This is a genomic window from Deltaproteobacteria bacterium, assembly GCA_005879535.1.
Lineage (GTDB): Bacteria > Myxococcota > Myxococcia > Myxococcales > 40CM-4-68-19 > 40CM-4-68-19.
On sequence record VBKI01000080.1, the window covers coordinates 34,600 to 54,404 of the forward strand.

Here is a 19,805-nt window from a genome sequence, read left to right on the forward strand (position 1 = left end):
CCGCGTGCTTCGGCGGTTTTCTGCCGAATTTTTGCGCTGATGCGCGCGGCGGCGGAACATGGACCGCGTGGCGAAGCGCGCTCCCATCCAGCCCGTCGACCCGCGGCATCCGCAGCCGCGTCACATCCAGCGCGCCAAAACCGTGCTGCAGGACGGCGGGATCGTCTCCTACCCCACCGATACCTACTACGCGCTCGGCTGCGATGCGTTCCAGAAAAAGGCGATGGAGCGCCTCGCCCTCTTGAAGCGCCGCGACGGGAAGAAGCCGTTCGCGTTTCTCTGCGCGGACCTCGGGGACGTTGCGAAGTACGCGATCGTCTCCAACGAGAGTTTCCGCCTGATGCGGCGGCTCTTGCCCGGTCCGTACACCATCGTGCTCGATGCGACCAGGCTCGTGCCGCGCACGGCGCTCACCCGGCAGCGGCAGGTGGGAGTGCGCGTGCCCGATGCTCCGGTGGCCACCGCGCTGGTTCGCGCGCTTGGACATCCGCTGGCGACCACCAGCGCCGCGCTCCCCGATCAGGAGCCGCTGACCGACGCGGCCGACATCCAGGAGCATCTCGGTCACGGAATCGACCTGATCCTCGACGGCGGCGTGACGCTGAACGAGCCCTCTACCGTGCTCGATCTGACCGGTCCGGCCCCGGTCGTGCTGCGCGAAGGCAAAGGCCGGCTCGAAGGAGTGGTGGCGTGACCGAAGCGGTGCACAACGCGCCCTCGGCGCTGGACGAAGCCGTGGATCGGTATCTGGCGCACCTGCGCGTCGAGCGCGGGCTGCTCGACGCGACCCTCGAGGCCTACGCTCGCGACCTGCGCGAATACGTGGACTGGCTCTCGGCGAGCGGGATCGCGCGGCTGTCGGAGGTGACGGAGCCCACCGTCCTCCAGCACCTCGGCGCTCTCCAGATTCGCGGCCTCTCGCGCGCGTCGCAGGCGCGGCACCTGGCCGCGGTGCGGGGCCTGCACAAGTTCGCGAACGCCGAGGGCCTCGCGCCCAGCGATCCCTCGGAGGGAGTGGAAGCCACCCGCGGGTCGCGCCCCCTGCCGCATTTTCTCGGAATCGACGACGTCGACCGGCTGCTCGCGCAGCCCACTTCCTCGACGGCGACCGGCGCACGTGACAAGGCGATGCTGGAAGTGCTCTACGCGAGCGGGCTGCGCGTCTCGGAGCTGGTCGGGCTTCCCCTCGGCGGCATCGACTCCATGATCGGCGTGGTACGGGTGCGCGGCAAGGGCGGCAAGGAACGCATCGTTCCCGTCGGCGCTCGCGCCCGCGAGGCGCTCGACGTCTATCTCGGGGGGCCGCGCCAGAAGCTGCTCGGGACTCGCCACTCCTCCGACCTCTTCGTCACCCCGCGCGGCGGCCACATGACCCGGCAGGGATTCTGGAAGCTGCTCGGCAGATACGCGCGCGCGGCAGGCATCGAGCAGCGCGTCTACCCGCACACGCTGCGCCACAGCTTCGCCACCCATCTGCTCGAGCGCGGCGCCGACCTGCGCGCCGTGCAGGCGATGCTCGGCCACGCGGACATCGCGACGACGCAGATCTACACGCATGTGGACCGCGAGCGCCTCAAGGCGGTCATCGCCAAGCACCCCCGGGCATAAGCCGCGGTTTTCATGGCCTGACCCCCGGGCGATCCGCTACAGTCCGGGCCACGCGCGGCGTGAGCCGCCCGGACGAGCAGCCCCGAAATGAGCGAAGCCGCCCAGAAGCCCCCACAGCGCCAGCCGCGCCGCGTCGTCTCCGGCATGCGCCCCACCGGGCGCCTCCATCTCGGCCACTACCATGGCGCCGTGAAGAACTGGATCGAGATCAGCCGGAAGGCGGAATGCTTCTTCTTCTCCGCCGATTGGCATGCGCTCACCAGCGAGTACAAGGACACGTCCGGGATCGGCGAGGCGCAGCGCGAGATGTTCGCCGACTGGGTCGCCGCCGGGCTCGATCCCGAGCGCTGCACGCTGTTCATCCAGAGCCACGTCAAGCAGCACGCAGAGCTCTATCTGCTCCTGGCGATGGTCGCGCCGCTCGGGTGGCTCGAGCGCGTGCCTACGTACAAGGAGCAGCAGGAGCAGCTCAAGGAGAAGGACCTCAATACCTACGGGTTCCTCGGATACCCGCTGCTGCAGACCGCGGACGTGGCGCTCTACGGCGCCGACGCGGTGCCGGTGGGACAGGACCAGGTCTCACACCTCGAGCTCGCCCGCGAGATCGTGCGCAAGTTCAACTTCCACTTCGGCTCCCCGCAGAAGCCGGTGCTGGTCGAGCCGCACCCGTATCTCACCGACGTTCCGAAGATCCTCGGGCTCGACGGCCGCAAGATGAGCAAGAGCTACGGCAACGCCGTCGAGCTGGGCGAAGATCCGGAGAGCGCCCGCAAGCGGGTCATGGTGGCGGTCACCGATCCGGCGCGGAAGCGGCGCCACGATCCCGGCCATCCCGAGGTCTGTCCCATCTACTGGCTGCACCGCGCCTACAGCACTCCGGAGCGGGTCGAGCTGGTCGATCGGGAATGCCGCAGCGCGGGCATCGGCTGCGTCGACTGCAAGAAGATGCTGCTGGAAAGCCTCCTTCCCGCGCTGGAGAAGCACCGCTCCGCGCGAGCCGAGCTGGACCAGACGCCGGGCCGCATCGAAGAGCTGGTGCAGCTCGGAACCCGCAAGGCCACCGCGGTGGCGGAACAGACCATGGCCGCGGTGCGCGACGCGGTGAAGCTGACATGATGGAGGTGCAGGCCGCCCAGAACGGCGCTTTCGCCGTCGAGCTGCCCGTCTTCGAAGGGCCGCTGGATCTGCTGCTCTCGCTCATCCAGGACCACAAGCTCGACATCTTCGACATCCCCATCAGCTTCGTCACCGACCGCTACCTCGAGTACATGAACGCGGCGCAGGCGCTGAACATCGATCTGGCGGCCGAGTACCTCCTGATGGCGGCGACGCTCGCGCACATCAAGTCGCGCATGCTGCTGCCGCGCGAGGAGGCGGCGGACGCTCCCGAAGGGGAGCTCGGGCCGGATCCGCGCGAGGAGCTGGTCCGCAGGCTGCTCGAGTATCAGAAGTACAAGGACGTCGCGCTACGGATCGGCGCGCTCCCGCAGCTCGGTCGCGACGTGTTCGTGCGCCGCGCCAAGGAGGACCTGCCCCTCGCCGCGGGCGCAGTCGCGTACCTGAGGCCGCCCGATCTCTCCGTCTACCGCCTGATCGAGCTGATGGACCGGGTGCTCAAAGAGCGGAAGATCGAGATCCCGCACGAAGTGTTCATCGAGCGCCTCTCGATCGGCGATCGGATCTCGGTGATCACCGATCGGCTGCGCGATCTCGATCGCATCACCTTCACCTCGCTGTTCGCCGATCTGGGCGATCGCGACCGCCATCGCATCGTTCCCACCTTCCTCGCCCTGCTGGAGATGGCGAGGCTGAAGCTGATCCGCGTCCACCAGCCCGAACGTCACGCCGAGATCTACATCGGGCGGACGGAGGCGCTCCTCACCTCGTCCGCGGAAGGAGCGTCGCTTGACTACCGAGGGTGAGAAGCAGCCGGATCTGCCGATCTCCGAGCTCGCGTCGCCGGACGCGGAGGGCGCCGTCGAGCGGGCGGGCGCCGGGGACGAGCCGGGCGAGGAGGCGGCGCGCACCGAGCTGCAGCAGTTGAAGGAGGCAGCCCGATTCGCGACCCCCGAGCGGGCAGCGATGGTCGTGGAGGCGCTCCTCTTCGCAGCGGAGAAGCCGCTCGATCTCGCCATGCTGGAGGAAGCGACGCAGTTCTCCCGGGAGCTGCTCGAAAGCGCGCTGGCGTCGCTGCAGAGCGCGTATGCCGCGGGAAGCCGGGGAGTGATCCTCGTCGATCTCGGCGGACGGTGGCAGCTGCGGACCGAGCCCCAGGTGGCCATGTACGTGCGCCGCATGCTGCAGGTGAAGCCGCTGCGCCTCACCCGGGCCGCGCTGGAAACGCTGGCGATCATCGCCTACCGGCAGCCGATCACGCGGCCGGAGATGGAGGACCTCCGGGGCGTCGATTGCGGCGCGGTGACCAAGGCCCTCCTGGAGCGGAAGCTGATCCGCATCCTGGGAAAGAAGGACGAGCCAGGCCGGCCGCTCATCTTCGGCACCACCAAGGAGTTCCTCGAGCTGTTCAACCTCCGCGACCTGACCCAGCTCCCCACGCTGCGCGAGTTCCAGGAGCTGTCGGAGGAGTCGCGCAAGATCGTCGAGGACGAAGCGCCGCGGCCTGTGGCGGCGGGCCTCGCGGATCTGGCGCAGGATCCGGCGGCCGAAGAGCGGATGATCCAGTCGACTGCCGAGAGCGAGAGCGCGCTCGAGCAGCTGGAAAACGCCATCGACCGCGCCGACGAGTCGTCGAAGAGCACGGCGACGGTGCTGGCGCCGCCGCCGGTTCCAGAGCCGCCGAAGGCTGAGTAGATGAGCGCCGAGAGGCTGCAGAAGATCCTCGCTCACGCGGGCGTCGCCTCGCGGCGCAAGGCCGAGGAGCTGATCGAGGCCGGACACGTCAGCGTCAACGGCAAGGTGGTGCGGGAGCTGGGCAGCAAGGCGGATCTGGATCAGGACCTCATCCAGGTCGACGGCCGCACCATTCGCGAGACGCAGGACAAGGTCTACTACGTGCTCTACAAGCCGGCGGGCTGCGTGACGACGCTGAGCGATCCGGAGAATCGCCCGACCATCAAGGCGTACCTCGAGGAGATCCCCGAGCGCGTGTATCCGGTCGGGAGGCTGGACTACGACGTCGAGGGAGCGCTGATCGTCACCAACGACGGCGATCTCGCCTTCTCGATGATGCATCCGCGGTTCGGCGTCCGCCGCACCTACCTGGCGAAAGTGCACGGCGTTCCGGCGGCGGAGCAGCTCGAGCGACTCCGCCGCGGAGTGAGACTGGAGGACGGCCGCGCCCGCGCGCTGGAGGCCGACCTGCACTCGCGCACGCCGAAGAACACCTGGGTGCGGGTGGTCGTGGCGGAGGGCCGGCAACACCTCGTCAAGAGGCTGATGGAAGCGGTGGGCGCGCCTGTGCAGAAGCTGCACCGGGCGGACTACGGCGGCATCGGGGTGGGGGGCATGCGACCCGGCGAAGTGCGCGAACTGACTCGCGCGGAAGTGCAGTCGCTGCGCGCCCAGGCGGGAAAGAAGGCCGAGGCGAGCGACCGTCGTGCGCCGGTAGCGCTCCCCGCCCGGCGGCACGGCCATGGGCCGCCGAGCCCAGGGGGTAGGACGCGCCGCGGCCGCCACAGCAGGCGCTGAACCTGACAGGCCCCCGCAAGCAAGGTTAGAAAGGGGGCGGATGGCGAAAAAGCCGCAGATCGACATCCGCGGGCTGAAGGACGAGGTCGCCGAGCACCTCAAGAAGTCGAGGTGGGAGAAGGCGGCCGAGGTCCTCGAGCAGCTCGTCGCCCTGGAGCCCAAGGACATGGCCCAGCGGCTCAGGCTGGGCGAAACATACCGCCGGATGGATCAGCCACAACTGGCCATCCAGGCCTACCAGCACGCGGCGAAATTCTTCGGGGACGAAGGCCAGCTGATCAAGGCCATCGGGGCGGTCAAGATCATCCTGGAGATCGATCCGCGCAACGCCGAGGCGCAGAGGCAGCTCGCGGCGATGAACGAGCGCCGGATCGGGAAGGTGTCGCTGGGGCGGACCGGCCTGAAGAAGGCACCGCCGCCGGCGCCTCGCCCCGCCGCCGCGAAGCCCGTGACCGCCCCGCAGTCAGCCCGGGTCGTCGACACGACGGGACACATCGAGCTGCCGGAGATCGGAGACGACGAGCCGCTCGAGCTCGACCATGGGATGGCGGCCACGCCGCCTCCGCGCGGTCGCCCGCAGACATTGAGCAGCCGCGCGCAGGCCTTGAGCGGCGGCGTGGCATTGAGCGGCGGCGAGCTGGAAGCGGAGATCCCCGACGAGCCTCCTCCGCCGCCTCCGCGCGGCAAGCAGCGCGCGATCGCTCCGCTGGCGCCCCAGCCGCAGGCGGGGATCGATCTCGATCCGCTTCTGCCGCCGCCGCAGGCGGAGGCGCTGCCCGATGACGCCATCCTCACCCTCCAGGCGGAGGACCTGGTCGCAGCGCCGCACGACGAAGAGGTCATCTCGGGCGAGGAGTTCGTACGCCAGACAGGTCCCATCGCGGACCTGCTTTCCAGCGGCGTCGAAGAGGAAGTCGAGCTGCTCTCCATCACCGCCGACGAGGAGTTGGCAGGTGCGAGGCCTACCGCCGCGCCTGCCGTGTCCGCCGAGGACGAGGACTTCGATCGCGCTTTCGGCAACATCGCCGCCCCGCCCGAAGAGCGCGCGTCGAAGATGAACGCGAAGAAGGTGCCGCTGTTCGACGACCTTCCGCAGGACGCCTTCGTCGCCCTGGTGAACCGGCTGAGCTACCACCGCCACGTTCCCGGCCAGATCATCATTCGCGAGGGCGACCCCGGACGGAGCTTTTTCATCATCGTCGAAGGGAGGGTCCGGGTCTGCAAGAGCGCCCCCGACGGGAAGGAGCTCACGCTCGCGCACCTCGGCGAGGGCGCGTTCTTCGGCGAGATGGCGCTGCTCTCGGGCGCGCCGCGCACGGCGAACGTCATCTCGGAGGAGGACACCGAGGTCCTCGAGGTGACCGACAACATGCTGCGCGAGCTGGCCGGCAAGTATCCCCAGGTGATCTCGTCGCTGAAGAACTTCTATCGGCAGCGGCTCCTGAACAACGTGATGGCCATTTCGCCGTTGTTCAAGGACTTCGATCCCTCGCAGCGCAAGGCCATCGTGGAGAAGTTCCGCATGCGTCAGGCTGCTCCACAGGAGAAGATCATCGTCGAGGGGAAGAGCTCGGACGGCCTCTATGTGGTGCTCCACGGCATCGTGGAGGTCTCCACCCAGCAGCGACAGGTGGCGGTCCTCAAGGAAGGCGAGATCTTCGGGGAGATGTCGCTCCTCACCCGGGAGCCGGCCGCCGCGACCGTGAGCGCACAGACCAATTCCATCCTCCTGCGACTCCCGCGGGACAGCTTCCAGGAGCTGGTGGTCACGCATCCGCAGATCCTCGCGCTGGTGAGCGAGCTGACGGAGAAGCGCCGCAGCGCCATCGAGGCGATCCTCGAGGGCCAGGGCGAAGGCCACGACGGAATGAGCTTCGTCTAGGCGCGCCCGCCGCAGGCGGGTTAGCGCCTACGCAGTTTCTGGCTGTTTCCGCGAAGGCGGAAACAGCCTTGAAAAGGCTATTTCCTCGCCGCGCGTTGCCCGAGCTCGCCGCGGCGGACGACGCCCTTGTCCTGGAGCAGGTCGACCAGCGCGCGGAAGGCGCGGCTCTGGGCGTTGATCGTCCGCTCCAACCGGATGATCAGCGCCTTCAGCTCCTCCAGCGCGTTCTGCGACGCGCCGTCCGGAGCGATGATCGCGATCTGATCCTCGTCGTCCGGCTCCAGCATCGCTTCCGGAAACTCCGCCTCGGCCGTGCGGTCCGGCACCGATCGCGGCCGCGGCGCGCCCAGCGGGATGTCGGGAATCGCCGAGAGCGGCTCGCCGAGGCGCGGGCGCGGGACCCGCTCGCCGAAGTAATACCTGCGCATCGCGCGCTCGATGCTGCTCATCGAGGCGAGTGCCGGCTCCAGCGCGTAACCGCAGATCCGCGCCACTTCCTGCAGGGCCTGCCGATCGGGCTCCGCCGTGGCGACGCGCAGGACGCGCTCGCGCTCGTTCACTTCGAGGGGAAAAACGCCGTACCGCTCGCAGGCGTCGACCGGCAAGCAGCGCAGGGCGCGGGAAGGAACCTCGGTGCCGTCGAGGTCGACGACGTCGAGCCCGAGCTGCTCGGAGAGGGCGATCATCAAGTCGTCCTCGCTGACGTAGCCGAGATCGACAAGCGTCTGCCCCAGCTTCCCGCCGAAAGCGCGCTGGTCGCTGAGGGCGGCGATCAGCTTCTCCGAGTCGATCACTCCGCGCGAGATGAGGATGTCGCCGAGCTTCCCGCTCATCGCTTTTCCTCCGCGATGCGCACCGGCTCCCAGGCGGCCTTGCGCCCGTGCACGGTCAACAGCGCCGCCTGGCCTGCCACGGTCGAGCCGTCGGCCATCGGCCAGGGCGTCCGGTCCGCGGCGCCCGGGTTCAGGTAGAGCTGCGCAACCTCGGTCTTCGGTGGCACCGGGGCGCCGCGCCCGTCGACGGCGCGACCGCCGGATTCCCAAACCTGTCCGAAGATGCCGAACTGCGCCTTTTGCAGGAGCTGCGAGAGCCGGGGGTCGCCAAGATTCTGGCCGTCGCTGACGTCGAGCGCGCGCACGTCCTGCCCGCGCGGCGGAATCGATGCCACGAAGATCGCGGGAGCGGTGACGCGGTCCAGGGCGGCGGAAACCGCTTCGATGTCCTTCTGCACGTACACGCAGGCGCCCTCGGAGTGCAGCTGACGCCGCTCGAACGCTCCGGGGAGGCCGACGACGGTCGCATCTCCCAGATCGGCGATCCGCGTATGGGAGAGGTCGACGATGCGCGAGCCTTTCTTGCGCAGCTCGGCCTCGACCGCATCGAGCTCGGAGCGCACCTCGCGGTTGCCCGCGATGGCAAGGACGGGGAGCCCGCTCTCCGCCAGGGATCCGAGAAGGGTCTCCTGTTCGTCCGGATTGTCGCCCAGGTCGCCGTCGGCGATCAGCGCCTCGGCACCTCGCCGTTTCAGCTCGGCGACGAGCTTGCGGATGAAGGCGACGTTCTCCTCGTCCGCATCCTTCAGGCCAGCCAGCACGCCGATCTTCAGCTCACCGGTCGCGGTCCGGAGCTTCTCGCGCGCGCCGGGAGCATCGAAGGGCGCCGCGCAGGCCGGGTCGCTCCGCAGCGCCGACACCTGCCGTCCCGGAACAGGCGTCGTCGGCGGCGCAACAGGAGCGACCACCTTCTCGCGACATGCCATCATCGCAAGGAGGATCAATCCGGAGATTCTGGAGCGCATCCACGCGCAGTTTCGGCGCTCTACGGCTTCAGATCAATGAAGGTTTTTGGTTTTCAGGCAGTGTGGGGTGGGAGGGCGCGGCCGAAGCGCGAACCGACTGCGGCGCCCAGGGCGAAGAACTGCAACAGCGCGAGGATGGAGACGCCCAGCCAGGGAACGAAGGCAACGAGGAGCAGCACTGCCATTCCCATTCCGAGCGCGGCAGGAGCCACGAACCGCTGGCCGGGGCCTGCGGGCAGGGACTCGCCGATTCGCAGGGCGAACGAAGACAGCCCCATCACGATGCTGAGGAAGATGATCACCGGAAGCAACGGGATCAGCGGAATCCCGACGATGCTGATCGCGAGCAGCACGATGAGCGGGAGAAGCAGCAGCCAGCAGAGGAAGCCGACGGTGAAGCTGCGCACCGGGCTTTCGAACATGGCAAACCCGACGTTGCGGATCCGCTCCGGCCACATCCGCAGGACCACGAGCCCGATCAGGTATATGAGCGCGAACAACGCGATCGTGGGGAAGAACCCGAACGGCCCAAGTCCGGTCCGCCATCCCCGATGACGGGAGCCGGAAAGCATCTTCCCGAGCCCTACCTGGACGTGCTCGCCCATCACCTGGCCGCCGCGCTCCACGTCGACGGATCCGAGCACCGCCACCGCCTGGCCCATCACCAGCGCGCCCTGGTTGACGGTGACGCTGCCGCCAACGGCGACCGCATCGCCCTGGACCACGCTGCCGGGTTCCAACTCGATGGAACCGCCCACGCAGACGACGTCGCCTTGGACGATCTGCCCTTGCTGGACAGCGATGTCGCCTTGGAACACGCGGACCACGTCGCGGCTGTTCCGCTTGCCGCCTTTCACGATGCCCCGATGCTCGCCGAGCACGCGCTGCCGCGATGACATCTTCTCGATCAGCATCCCGGCGGCGCCGCCAGCGTCGGGCGTGGCCACCACCACCAGCTTGTCGTTCTTGAGGACGCCCATCGCGCCGCTCTGCTTCAGCACCTGGCGCAGCGCCTCGCGCGGATCGGCGTCCTGGATGTCGACGTCGATGCGATCCTTGGGAGACCCCACCAGGGTCATCGTCCAGCCCGCGGTCTCCGCGATGCGGTGCAGCAGTTGCGCCGTGGGGACGTTGCGGCCTTTCTCCGTGAAGTGGGGAAGCTCACGCGCGCTTTGGGGGGAGAACCTCTTGACGCGCGGAGGTACCGGCGGGACCGGCGGAACGGGAGGGACCGGCGGAACGGGAGGCAGGACTTCCAGGTCGTCGGAATCCGCTTCCGCGTCGGCTTCCGCTTCCGCGTCTCCGGAGGCTTCCTCGTCAGGGCTGGTGACGTGGACGGTGAGCACGCGGTCCGCGATCCGGCCTACCACCCGTCCGACGGCACGGTCTCCGAAATGCTCGACAAAGAACCCGCCGTGGGCCAGGAGAACGCTGAGCAAAAGTCCGGTCATCGATCAGGACTTCGCGGCAATGCGCGCGTAGGCCGGCTTGAGCGTCCGCGAGAGGGCGGTGAGCACCACGGCCAGGAACACGAAAGCGCCGATCCCGAGCGGCACGCGGACGGCGTCGAAGACCGGGCTCAGCGCGACCCAGATGGTGCGAGCCGCGGAAACGCCGTCGATCAGATGATTGACCTGGGCGTTCAGGGCCCACCCCACGATGGCGAAGAGGGCGAGCGCGAACGCCGGGATGGCGGCGAGCAGCGTGTGGCGGCGGGTGACGAGCTGCGCCTCGCGCATTTCCACGGCGGCGAGGACGGTGGCGGTGAAGTCTGCCGGCACCTCGGGGTCCGTCAGCGCGGAGAGCCGGGTGGTGAGCGCAGAGTAGACGGACAGCTCCGCGCCGCACTGCTCGCAAGCGTCGCAGTGCTCACGCGCGGCGAAGCCCTCGGGCCCGCGCAGCGTGCCGTCGGCAAGCGACTGGAGCTGATTGTCGGTGAGGTGATTCATGAGAGGTGCTCCGACAGCTGCGCCTTCAGCTCCTTGCGCGCGCGGTGCAACCAGGTCATGACGGTGCCCATCGGCACCCCCAGCGCCTGCGCGATCTCGACGTAGCTTTTATGCTGGATGTGAAAGAGCGCAATCACCTCGCGGTAGCGCGGCGGCAGCGCGGCGACGGCGCGCTCCAGGTCGCGCTGCGCTTCCTCTTCCTGGACCCGCTGCTCGCCGGAGACGGCGAAGTGGTCGGGAAGCTCCGGAGCGACGCCGGTCTCGGGTCCCTCGTCGCTCCGGCCTTCCGCGGCCAGCGTCAGCATCGGCCGGCGGCGGCGGAGGAGATCGATGCAGTGGTTCCGCGCGATTCGCAGGACCCAGGCGGCGAAGGGCTGGCGCGGATCGAAATCGCGGATGCCGGTGTAGGCGCGGACGAACGCCTCCTGGGCAGCGTCGCGCGCCTCTTCGCCTCCGCCGAGGAGCCGGAAGCAGAGACCGTGGATGGACTGCTTGTGCTTCTCCACCAGGCGCGCAAACGCGGCCTTGTCACCGCCGGCGGCGGCGCGCGCCCACTCCGCCTCGTCGGCGGGGCAGGCGGAGCGGACCAGCTCAGTTCCGGGCGCCAAGGTCAAGGGCAAGGGAAGCGCGAGTGCCGTGTCCACAGGGCCTTCTACGGCCGTCAGGAGGGGAGTATTTCACTTCAGAAGTAACCCCGCTCGACCAGCAGGCAACCGACCCCCACCGCCAGCGGGATGAAGGTGCATAACGCACCCAGCCAGAGGAAGCGCAAGAACGGGATTTTCCCTTTGTCTCCCGCAAGTTCGAGGACGATCAGGTTCGCGACCGAGGCCACGGGAGTGAGGTTGCCGGCGAGCGTCGAGACCAGCGCGAGCGACAGCCAGCCGAGATGCGGATCGGCGAGCTTCCGCACCCACTGCGCCGCGAGGAGAACGAAGGGCACGTTGCTGACGATCTGGCAGGCGGCCACGGTGAACACTCCGAAGCGGACCGTCTGCTGCGTCGCGTCAGAGCCGAGCGCGGGCGCAAGAGCCGAATGGATACGCTCGGCGATCCCTGCCTGGGCAACGCCGTGGGTGACCACGAAGAGTCCGGCGAAGAACAGCAAGAGGGTCCCGTCGACCTGCGCGAACATTTCCTTCGGCGGCTGGCGGGAGAGCGCGAGCAGGAGCGCGGCTCCCGTCATCGCGGTCCAGGCGAGGTCGTACCCGAGCAGGAAGCCGGCGAGAACGAACGCGAGTCCGGCGGTGCAGAGCAGCGCCAGCTTTCGATCGAGCGGCGGCGCCGGCACGTCGACGGAGATGCGCTTCCAGGAAAGGTCCCGCCGGAACGCGACCAGCAGCACAGCGAGAACGGCGGCGAGCGAGAGCAGCGCCGGGAGCAGCAGCGCTTTGCTGAACTGCGCGTAGGAAATGCCGCTCAGGGTGCCGATCAGCATGTTCTGCGGATTGCCGGTGAGCGTCGCGACGGATCCTGCGTTGGACGAAAACGCAAGCCCGAGCAAATAGGGGAGCGCGGGAAGGGCCGCCGCCTCGACGAGGGCGACCACCAACGGCGTGCACATCACGCAGACGGTATCGTTCACCAGCAGCGCCGAGAGCGTTCCCGCGACCAGCACGAGCACCGCGAGCAGCGCGCGGGGACCGTGCGCGCGGCGCAGCGCGACCCAGGCGATCCAGCGAAAGATTCCTGCGCGCGCCATCACGCTGGTGATCACCATCATGCCGAGCAGCAGGACGAGCGTGTCCCAGGAGATCGCGTCCCGGTAGACCTGTGCCGGCGTGAGGACGCCGAGCGCGACCATCGCCACCCCGCCGGCGACTGCTCCTCCGGGCCGATCGAGCTTCAGGAACGGCAGCTCCGCGCCGGCGAGGAACAGGTACGTCGCGACGAAGATGATCAGCGCTGCGAGCACCTCGCGTAGCTGAACCATGTGTGCGAAGAATGGGCAATGTTTCCGACGTACCCGGACCTGGCGGGGCGGACGGCGCTGGTCACCGGCGCCTCCAGCGGCATCGGCCGCGGCATCGCCGAGGCGCTGGTGGCGCAGGGCGCGCGCGTCGCGGCGCACCACCGGACGCACGAGCCGCCTGCCAGAACGTTCGCCGTGCGTGCCGATCTCGGCACCGAGCAGGGCTGCGTCGATGCTGTCCGCGCCGCCCGCGAGAAGCTCGGCGAGGTGAACCTGCTCGTGCACTCGGCCGGCATCTACAACGGGGGCGCGATCGGCAGGATCCAGGCGGTGACGCTCGAGGAGATGTTTCGCGTCAACGTGTTCTCGGCTTTCTACCTGGTGCGCGAGCTGCTCCCGGCCGGCCTGAAGAACGTCGTCTTCATCGGCAGCACCGCCGGACAACGCGGCGAGCCCGGCCACTCGCACTACGCCGCGTCGAAAGGCGCGCTGCAGTCGATGATGATGTCCATCGCCGTCGAGCTGGCGCCGAAGGTGCGCGTCAACCTCGTGTCTCCCGGATGGGTGCGCACGCCGATGGCGGAGGATTCCCTGCGGCGGATCGGGCCCGCGCTGGTGCCGACGATCCCGAACCACCGGGTCGCGGAAGTGGACGACGTGGTCAACGCCGCGCTCTGGCTGGCGAGCGATGCCTCCTCGCACTGCATCGGACAGGATCTCTGCATCTCCGGCGGAGCGCTGTTGGTCGTTCCTCGGGGCCAGATGAGGCCGACGTGAGGCTCTCGTCCAAGGAGCTGCGCGTTCGCGCCGCGGAAGCCCGCCGGCACTACGCGCGCTGCGATCTCTGCGCCCATCTCTGCGGCGTCGATCGGACCTCGGCCCCTGCCGGCGTCTGCCAGGAGGACGACGGGCTTTCGCTCGCCGGCGCCGGGGTCCATTACGGAGAAGAGCCCGAGCTGGTTCCATCCGGGGTGGTCCTGATCGCAGGCTGCAACCTCGCCTGCCAGACCTGCGAGACCTGGTCGTTCTCGTTGGAGAGGCGCGACGCGGTGCGCGCTTCTCCCGCGCAGCTCGCCGCGATCCTCCTCGATCTGCAGAAGGCCGGGGCCGCGAACGCGAACTTCGTCACGCCCACGCATGTCCTGCCGGTGTTGCTGGAAGGGCTCGCAATCGCCGCAGAGCACGGCTTTTCGCTGCCCGTGGTGTGGAACTGCGGTGGATACGAGAGCGTCGAGGCGCTGCGGCTCCTGGACGGCGTCGTCGACGTCTATCTCCCCGACGCAAAATATGGTGACGATGCCGCGGCTTACGAGCTCTCGGGTTGTACCCGATACACCGCCGCCCTGGAGGCGTCGCTGCGCGAGATGCACCGGCAAACCAAGGTGATCGTGCGCCATCTCGTCCTGCCCGCCGGCGTGGCGGCACCGGAAAAGCTGATGCCGCGCATCGCCGCCGTGTCAAAGGCGATCTGCGTCAACGTCCTTTCGCAGTATCGTCCTCTGTATCGCGGCTCGCGCTTCCCGGTCATTGCCCGCGGAGTGACCGACCGGGAAGTTTCTGGCGCGATTGAAGCGGCCCGATCCGCCGGCCTGCGCCACATCCTGATGGACGGCAGGCCGGTTTGACGCCTTGTCGATTGCGCAAGGCGCGATAGAGTCCGTCTGAATGCGGGGCACGTTGGAGCTCGGCGAACGTCCGGCGCAGGCGGTGTTCGACGGTGCGATTGGCCTCGCGCTGGCGACGGGTGTTCCGCTGCGGCTGCGCGGTCCCTTGACCGACGCGGACCTGGCTCTGGCGGTAGCGGCGGTGAAGCTCGGCGGCGACGGCGAACCGGCGCGCGAGCAGCTCTCCGCCGAGGGCGAGATCGAGCTGACGCTGCCGCGTCCGCGCGCCGGGGTCCACCTGCTCGAGCTGCCGCATGCCGGCGCCGTCGCCCGCGCTCTCTGGACGCTCTCCTGGCCCCTTGCGCTCCTCGGCAAGCCGAGCGAGCTTCGCCTGCGCGGACCGAACCACGGCGAGGGCGCTCCCACCTTCCACGATCTGCGGCTCGGATGGGCGCCGTGTGCGGCGCGCTTCGGTCTGAAGATCCGCCTGGAGCTTACCCAGGCAGGATTCGGGACCGACGAAGGCGAGATCGTCGCGTTGCTCGATCCCGCGCCCGCGCTCACCGCATTCCGCGCGGTGCATCGCGGAATTCTCCGCCAGGTCACCGTGGTGGCGGCCGTGGGTGGCGGACGCTACGAGGCGGCGCAGGAAGCGGCGCAGCAGGTCGTGCGCGCGATGCGGCGCCGGGGCGTCATCGCCGAGGCGGAGCGGGTCCCGTTGCCCCTGCCGTCGTCTTCGACGGCGCGCAGCCGCTGGGCCATCACGGCGACTGCGGAGTTCGAGAACAGCGTGGTCACCGTTTCCGCGCTCGGTCAGGCGCCGGCGCTGGTTGGACCGGAGCAGGGCGACCGGGTCGCGGAGCGGCTGTCGCGCTTCCTCGAGCGGCGCGGGGCGCTGGACTCCGTGATGGCGGAGAGGCTGCTGCTTCCCGCAGTTCTCTGCGCCGGAGGATTGGGCGCCCGCGCCGGAACGCCGCCGAGCTGTCATTACACGACCAGCGAGGTGACCGGCTCGCTGCTGCAGCTCGCCACCACGGTGCGCCAGGCGCTGCCGGTGCGCGCCGTGGTGGACGGAGCCGAGGGAGAAGAGGGTGTGGTGGCGGTGGCGCCGCAGGCATGATCGCGCTGCTCTGCGCGGCGGTCTTCGATCTGATCCTCTCCGGCGGGCGCGTCGTCGACGGGACCGGGTCGCCGTGGTTCCGGGCGGACGTCGGGATCCGCGGCGACAGCATCGCCGCCGTCGGCGATCTTTCTCGGGAAAAGACGAAACGGCGGGTCGAGCTGCGGGATCTGGCGATCGCGCCCGGGTTCATAGATCTCCTCGGGCAGAGCGAGCTCAACGTGCTGATCGATCCCCGCGAGGAGTCGAAGGTCCGCCAGGGGATCACCACCGAGCTGACCGGCGAAGGCATCTCGCCGGCGCCGATGAATGCCGCCTGGATCCACGAGCAGGAGCCCTGGCTCCGCAAGTACAAGCTGAAGATCGACTGGACGGATCTTTCCGGATACTTCCGACGGCTGCGCAAGGCCCGCCCGAGCATCAACGAAGCGGTGCTGGTCGGCGCGGGGCAGGTGCGCGGGATCGTCCTCGGATTCAAGGACGTGCAGCCCGACGAGAAGCAGCTGGCGAGGATGCAGAGGCTGGTGCAGACAGCGATGCGGCAGGGCGCGTTCGGCGTCTCGACCGGCCTCATCTACCAGCCGGGAAGCTTCGCCCGTACTCCGGAGCTGATCGCCCTCGCCAAGGTGGCGGCGAAGCACCGCGGGATCTACGCGAGTCACATCCGGAGCGAGTCGAAGAGGATCGGCGACGCGCTCGACGAGGCGTTCACCATTGCCCGCGAGGCGCGAGTGCCGGTGGAGATCTGGCATCTCAAGGTCTCCGGGCGCGCCAACTGGGGCCGGATGAAGGAGGTCGTAGGCCGGATCGAGGCGGCGCGGGCAGCCGGGCTCGACGTCACCGCCGACATGTATCCCTGGATCGCGAGCGCGAACGGGCTGGACGCGACGATCCCGGACTGGGCGCACGAGGGCGGAGTGGACGCGATGTTGGCGCGCATCCGCGATCCGGCTCAGCGGGCGAAGATGATCGCGGAGATCGAGCCCGATCTCCACCCGGAGGACATCCTTCTGCTCTCCGCCGTCAACCCGGAGGTGAAGAAGCACGTCGGCAAGCGGCTGGACGCGGCTGCGCGCGATCTGGGAAAGACGCCTGCCGAGGCGCTCGTCGACCTCGTCGCGCTGGATCGGGCCTCCATCGGCGTGGCGCGCTTCGGCATGAGCGAGGACGACGTGAAGGTCGGCCTTTCGCAACCCTGGGTGGCCATGGACACCGACTACGGCGGGATGGGGATCGACGGTCCGTTCGCGGCCGAAGGAAGCGCCCATCCGCGCGCGTTCGCCAGCACCGCCCGGATCCTCGGCCACTACGCGCGCGACGAGCGCTTGTTCACGGTCGAGGAGGCGGTCCGGAAAATGACCTCCCTGCCGGCGCGCCGGCTGGGGCTGCAGGATCGCGGGTTGATCCGGGTGGGCATGAAGGCGGACCTGGTCGTGTTCGATCCCGCGACCATCCGGGATACCGCCACGTTCGAGAAACCGATGGCGTATCCGGAAGGTATTCCGTACGTGGCGGTGAACGGACGGCTCGTCCTCGACAACGGGAAGCGCACGAAGGAACGTCCCGGCCGGCCGCTCCTCCACTCGCCTTGACTTGACCCGGCGCGCCGCGCACATTCCGGCGCCCTATGGGCGTAACGGCGGAGCAGGTTCTTTCAGCGCTGAAGGATCTCAAGGACCCCTCGTCCGGCCGGCCGATGTCCGAGCTCGGGTACTTCAAGCATCCCGAGATGCTCGACGGCGGAGGCGTGCGGGTGCGCGTCGAGCTGCCGACGCCGGCCTCGCCGCACAAGGCGCGGATCGAGGAAGCGGTGCGGGCCATGCTCTCGCCGCTGCAGCTTCCGCGCGTGGAGGTGGCGTTCGGAGCGAACGTCCGCCCCTCGCCCGCCAAGCAGCACAATCCCAACGATCTCGTCCCTTCGGTGAAGAACGTCGTCCTGGTCGGCTCCGGCAAGGGCGGGGTGGGAAAGAGCACGGTCTCCGCCAACGTCGCCGTCGCGCTGGCGAATCTGGGGTGCAAGGTCGGCTTGCTGGACGCCGACATCTACGGCCCGTCGCTGCCTCTGATGATGGGCCTGTTCGGCGCGCGTCCGACCAGCGAAGACGGCAAGAGCGTCGTCCCGCTCACCGCGTTCGGTGTGAAGGTGATCAGCATCGGGTTCTTCGTCGATCCCGATCAGGCGATGATCTGGCGGGGCCCGATGCTGCACGGCGCCCTGGTGCAGTTGTTGCGCGACGTGCGCTGGGGTGACCTGGACTACCTGATCCTCGATCTGCCGCCCGGCACCGGCGACATCCAGCTCACCATCGCGCAACAGGTCAGCGTCAGCGGCGCGGTGGTAGTGACCACGCCGCAGGACGTGGCCCTGGCCGACGCCATCAAGGCGAAGACGATGTTCGACAAGGTGAACATCCCGGTGCTGGGGTTCGTGGAGAACATGAGCGGGTTCGTCTGTCCCCATTGCCACCATGAGACCGACATCTTTTCCAAGGGTGGCGCGGAGCAGGCCGCCGCCAAGCTGGGAGTGCCGTTCCTCGGGCGAGTTCCCATCAATCCGGCGATCCGTGTCGGAAGCGACGACGGGCGGCCCGTGGTCGCCGCCGACCCCGGTCTTCCCGAAGCCCAGGCGCTCACGCGGATCGCGCAGAACGTTGCCGACCGGGTCGCGCTCGCGAACATGACCGCGGTCCCGCGCGGGCAGAAACCTCTCGTGCAACTGGGGAAGAAAGCGTGAACAAGACCTCGCTGGTGCAGTGCGACGACCAGATCGTGGAGCAGGGCGGCTTCGCCTTCCGGCGAAAGCGGCTCGGCGCAGCCGCCGGTGGAAAGGGCATCGGCGCGAGCTGGTTCGAGTTGCAGCCGGGCCAGAAGGCATTTCCGTTCCATTTCCATCTCGCGAACGACGAGGCCGTGTTCGTCCTCGAGGGCGAAGGCACTCTGCGGTTGGGCGAGGAGGAGCATTCACTGCGCGCGGGGGACTACGTCACGTTTCCACCGGGGCCTCCGGGGCACCAGATCATCAACCGCTCGCAGGCCCCGTTGCGGTACCTCGCGATCTCCACCATGCGGGAACCCGAAGTAGCCGTCTATCCGGATTCGCGGAAGGTCGGCGTCCTGGCCCGCGGTCATGGGATCATGTCGGTGCACCGCCAAGGCGACGCCGTCGACTACTACGATGGCGAGAAGTGATGGGCGCGACGCATTTCGGAGGGCCGAGCATGCCGGAAGAGGATGACGATCTCCCACCCGAGGAGATGAAGAAGTTGTCCGGCATCGTTCCCGACATCGTGCGCCGCGCGGTCCTCACCGGCGTGGGTGCGTTGTTCATGACCGAGGAGGGGATCCGCAACCTCGTCGGCGACATGAAGATGCCCAAGGACGCCCTGGCCTTCCTCATCGCCCAGGCGGACAAGACGCGCAGCGAGGTAGCGCGGGTGGTCACGCACGAAGTCCGCCGGTTCCTGGAGAGCGAGACGCTGCGCCGGGAGATCTGGAAGCTGCTCAACGGCGTCACGCTGGAGGTGAACGCCACCATCCAGCTCAAGCCGAGCGGCGATGCGGCGCTGAAGGCGAAGGTGAAATCGAGGAAGAAGGAGCCCGAAGGAGGCGATGCGTAAGCTCGCTCCGCGCCTGCTCTTCCTTGCGGTGTTGGGTGGCGGCCTTCTGTTGTGGTCACAGCTCCGGCGCCCGCGCGACCTCAGGCTGGCCGTTGACCTGACAGCGGTGATGCCAGGCGACGTCACTGAAGTCGACGTGATCGTCCGCCGCGGCGGTCACGCGTTGGCGCGGCATGAAGTTCGGTATGGAGCGGAAGGCGCGCCGGCGACCGTGGAGCTCATCGTCCACGCGGCGCCCGGCGAAGCGGAGGTGGAGACGAACCTCGCGTACGCGAAGCAGCCTTCGAGGCGCAGCGTGGCGCGAGTGCAGCTGGCGACGGAGTCGCCAGCGCGGGTGCGGGCGGAGTAACGCGTCAAGCTGCGGCGCTGAGGACGTCCGAGAAATCGGCCGTTTCGCGGATTGTGCGCCAGCGTTGCAGCCACGGCGACCTCACCCGGGCGCGCCGCCAGCCGGTGCGGATCAGCCATGTCTTGGGCTTTGCGAGAACTCGGGCTGGATCGCAGGCGAGGGACGAGTACGGGTCGACGCCGCGGGAAGGGCCGTAATGATGCTCGTGGTTTCCAACAACGTATGCGATCGCGCTCACCAACTCGGTCGGCGATCGCAGCAGGCGCGAGTGATAATGGTCGTCGAACACGCTGCCGCGTCGCCGCATGATGTGGTTCA

General features: G+C 68.6%; 21 protein-coding genes. 15 read left to right on the plus strand and 6 right to left on the minus strand.

The window, feature by feature from the left end; translation table 11 throughout:
- The first annotated feature begins 58 nt into the window (after positions 1-58).
- From E6J58_18655 to E6J58_18685, 7 genes are all read left to right on the plus strand, one after another.
- Positions 59-694: a threonylcarbamoyl-AMP synthase gene (locus E6J58_18655; protein TMB34440.1), complete on the plus strand. Its 636-nt coding sequence runs from the start codon at positions 59-61 to the stop codon at positions 692-694.
- A 29-nt stretch (positions 695-723) separates the two neighbouring features.
- Positions 724-1,608: a site-specific tyrosine recombinase XerD gene (gene xerD, locus E6J58_18660; GenBank protein TMB34462.1), complete on the plus strand. Its 885-nt coding sequence runs from the start codon at positions 724-726 to the stop codon at positions 1,606-1,608.
- An 87-nt stretch (positions 1,609-1,695) separates the two neighbouring features.
- Positions 1,696-2,724 carry a tryptophan--tRNA ligase gene (trpS, locus tag E6J58_18665; protein ID TMB34441.1) on the plus strand — a complete coding sequence of 343 codons (1,029 nt, stop codon included), beginning with the start codon at positions 1,696-1,698 and terminating at the stop codon, positions 2,722-2,724.
- Positions 2,721-3,530 (plus strand): segregation/condensation protein A, encoded by an 810-nt coding sequence (locus tag E6J58_18670; GenBank protein ID TMB34442.1) that lies wholly within the window; start codon positions 2,721-2,723, stop codon positions 3,528-3,530. The genes trpS and E6J58_18670 overlap by 4 nt, the downstream gene beginning before the upstream one ends.
- A complete protein-coding gene (gene scpB / locus E6J58_18675) occupies positions 3,514-4,419 on the plus strand; it encodes an SMC-Scp complex subunit ScpB (GenBank protein TMB34443.1) in 906 nt (301 codons plus the stop codon). The genes E6J58_18670 and scpB overlap by 17 nt, the downstream gene beginning before the upstream one ends.
- Positions 4,420-5,256: an rRNA pseudouridine synthase gene (locus E6J58_18680; GenBank protein TMB34444.1), complete on the plus strand. Its 837-nt coding sequence runs from the start codon at positions 4,420-4,422 to the stop codon at positions 5,254-5,256.
- A 40-nt stretch (positions 5,257-5,296) separates the two neighbouring features.
- On the plus strand, positions 5,297-7,138 hold the full coding sequence (locus tag E6J58_18685) for a cyclic nucleotide-binding domain-containing protein (GenBank protein ID TMB34445.1): 1,842 nt from the start codon (positions 5,297-5,299) through the stop codon (positions 7,136-7,138).
- Between the two features lie 77 nt (positions 7,139-7,215).
- Here the strand turns inward: E6J58_18685 and E6J58_18690 are convergent, their stop codons facing one another.
- From E6J58_18690 to E6J58_18715, 6 genes are all read right to left on the minus strand, one after another.
- On the minus strand, positions 7,216-7,971 hold the full coding sequence (locus E6J58_18690) for a hypothetical protein (GenBank protein TMB34446.1): 756 nt from the start codon (positions 7,969-7,971) through the stop codon (positions 7,216-7,218).
- Positions 7,968-8,936, minus strand: a complete 969-nt coding sequence (locus tag E6J58_18695) for a hypothetical protein (GenBank protein ID TMB34447.1) — start codon at positions 8,934-8,936, stop codon at positions 7,968-7,970. Before E6J58_18695 ends, E6J58_18690 begins: the two co-directional genes overlap by 4 nt.
- Positions 8,937-8,989: 53 nt before the next feature.
- Positions 8,990-10,387 (minus strand): hypothetical protein, encoded by a 1,398-nt coding sequence (locus tag E6J58_18700; GenBank protein TMB34448.1) that lies wholly within the window; start codon positions 10,385-10,387, stop codon positions 8,990-8,992.
- A gap of 3 nt (positions 10,388-10,390) precedes the next feature.
- Entirely contained in the window at positions 10,391-10,885 is a 495-nt protein-coding gene (locus tag E6J58_18705; GenBank protein ID TMB34449.1) for a hypothetical protein, read from the minus strand.
- Positions 10,882-11,475 carry a sigma-70 family RNA polymerase sigma factor gene (locus tag E6J58_18710; protein ID TMB34463.1) on the minus strand — a complete coding sequence of 198 codons (594 nt, stop codon included), beginning with the start codon at positions 11,473-11,475 and terminating at the stop codon, positions 10,882-10,884. The genes E6J58_18705 and E6J58_18710 overlap by 4 nt, the downstream gene beginning before the upstream one ends.
- A gap of 92 nt (positions 11,476-11,567) precedes the next feature.
- Positions 11,568-12,818, minus strand: a complete 1,251-nt coding sequence (locus E6J58_18715) for an anion transporter (protein ID TMB34450.1) — start codon at positions 12,816-12,818, stop codon at positions 11,568-11,570.
- Positions 12,819-12,836: 18 nt separating this feature from the next.
- Between E6J58_18715 and E6J58_18720 the strand changes: the two genes are divergently transcribed.
- Genes E6J58_18720 through E6J58_18755 form a run of 8 tightly spaced genes read left to right on the plus strand, consistent with a single transcriptional unit; the run spans position 12,837 to position 19,487 of the window.
- The gene (locus tag E6J58_18720; GenBank protein ID TMB34451.1) at positions 12,837-13,574 is read left to right on the plus strand and encodes an SDR family oxidoreductase; all 738 of its coding nucleotides are present in this window, start codon (positions 12,837-12,839) and stop codon (positions 13,572-13,574) included.
- Positions 13,571-14,422: a radical SAM protein gene (locus E6J58_18725; GenBank protein TMB34452.1), complete on the plus strand. Its 852-nt coding sequence runs from the start codon at positions 13,571-13,573 to the stop codon at positions 14,420-14,422. The genes E6J58_18720 and E6J58_18725 overlap by 4 nt, the downstream gene beginning before the upstream one ends.
- Before the next feature lie 40 nt (positions 14,423-14,462).
- Positions 14,463-15,521, plus strand: a complete 1,059-nt coding sequence (locus E6J58_18730; GenBank protein TMB34453.1) for an RNA 3'-terminal phosphate cyclase — start codon at positions 14,463-14,465, stop codon at positions 15,519-15,521.
- Complete coding sequence (locus E6J58_18735; protein TMB34454.1) at positions 15,518-17,113, plus strand: D-aminoacylase; 1,596 nt, start codon at positions 15,518-15,520, stop codon at positions 17,111-17,113. The genes E6J58_18730 and E6J58_18735 overlap by 4 nt, the downstream gene beginning before the upstream one ends.
- Before the next feature lie 35 nt (positions 17,114-17,148).
- The gene (locus E6J58_18740) at positions 17,149-18,255 is read left to right on the plus strand and encodes an Mrp/NBP35 family ATP-binding protein (protein TMB34455.1); all 1,107 of its coding nucleotides are present in this window, start codon (positions 17,149-17,151) and stop codon (positions 18,253-18,255) included.
- A complete protein-coding gene (locus E6J58_18745; GenBank protein ID TMB34456.1) occupies positions 18,252-18,710 on the plus strand; it encodes a cupin domain-containing protein in 459 nt (152 codons plus the stop codon). Before E6J58_18740 ends, E6J58_18745 begins: the two co-directional genes overlap by 4 nt.
- A gap of 29 nt (positions 18,711-18,739) precedes the next feature.
- Positions 18,740-19,138: a hypothetical protein gene (locus tag E6J58_18750; protein ID TMB34457.1), complete on the plus strand. Its 399-nt coding sequence runs from the start codon at positions 18,740-18,742 to the stop codon at positions 19,136-19,138.
- Positions 19,131-19,487 carry a hypothetical protein gene (locus E6J58_18755; GenBank protein ID TMB34458.1) on the plus strand — a complete coding sequence of 119 codons (357 nt, stop codon included), beginning with the start codon at positions 19,131-19,133 and terminating at the stop codon, positions 19,485-19,487. The genes E6J58_18750 and E6J58_18755 overlap by 8 nt, the downstream gene beginning before the upstream one ends.
- The last annotated feature ends 318 nt before the right edge of the window (positions 19,488-19,805 follow it).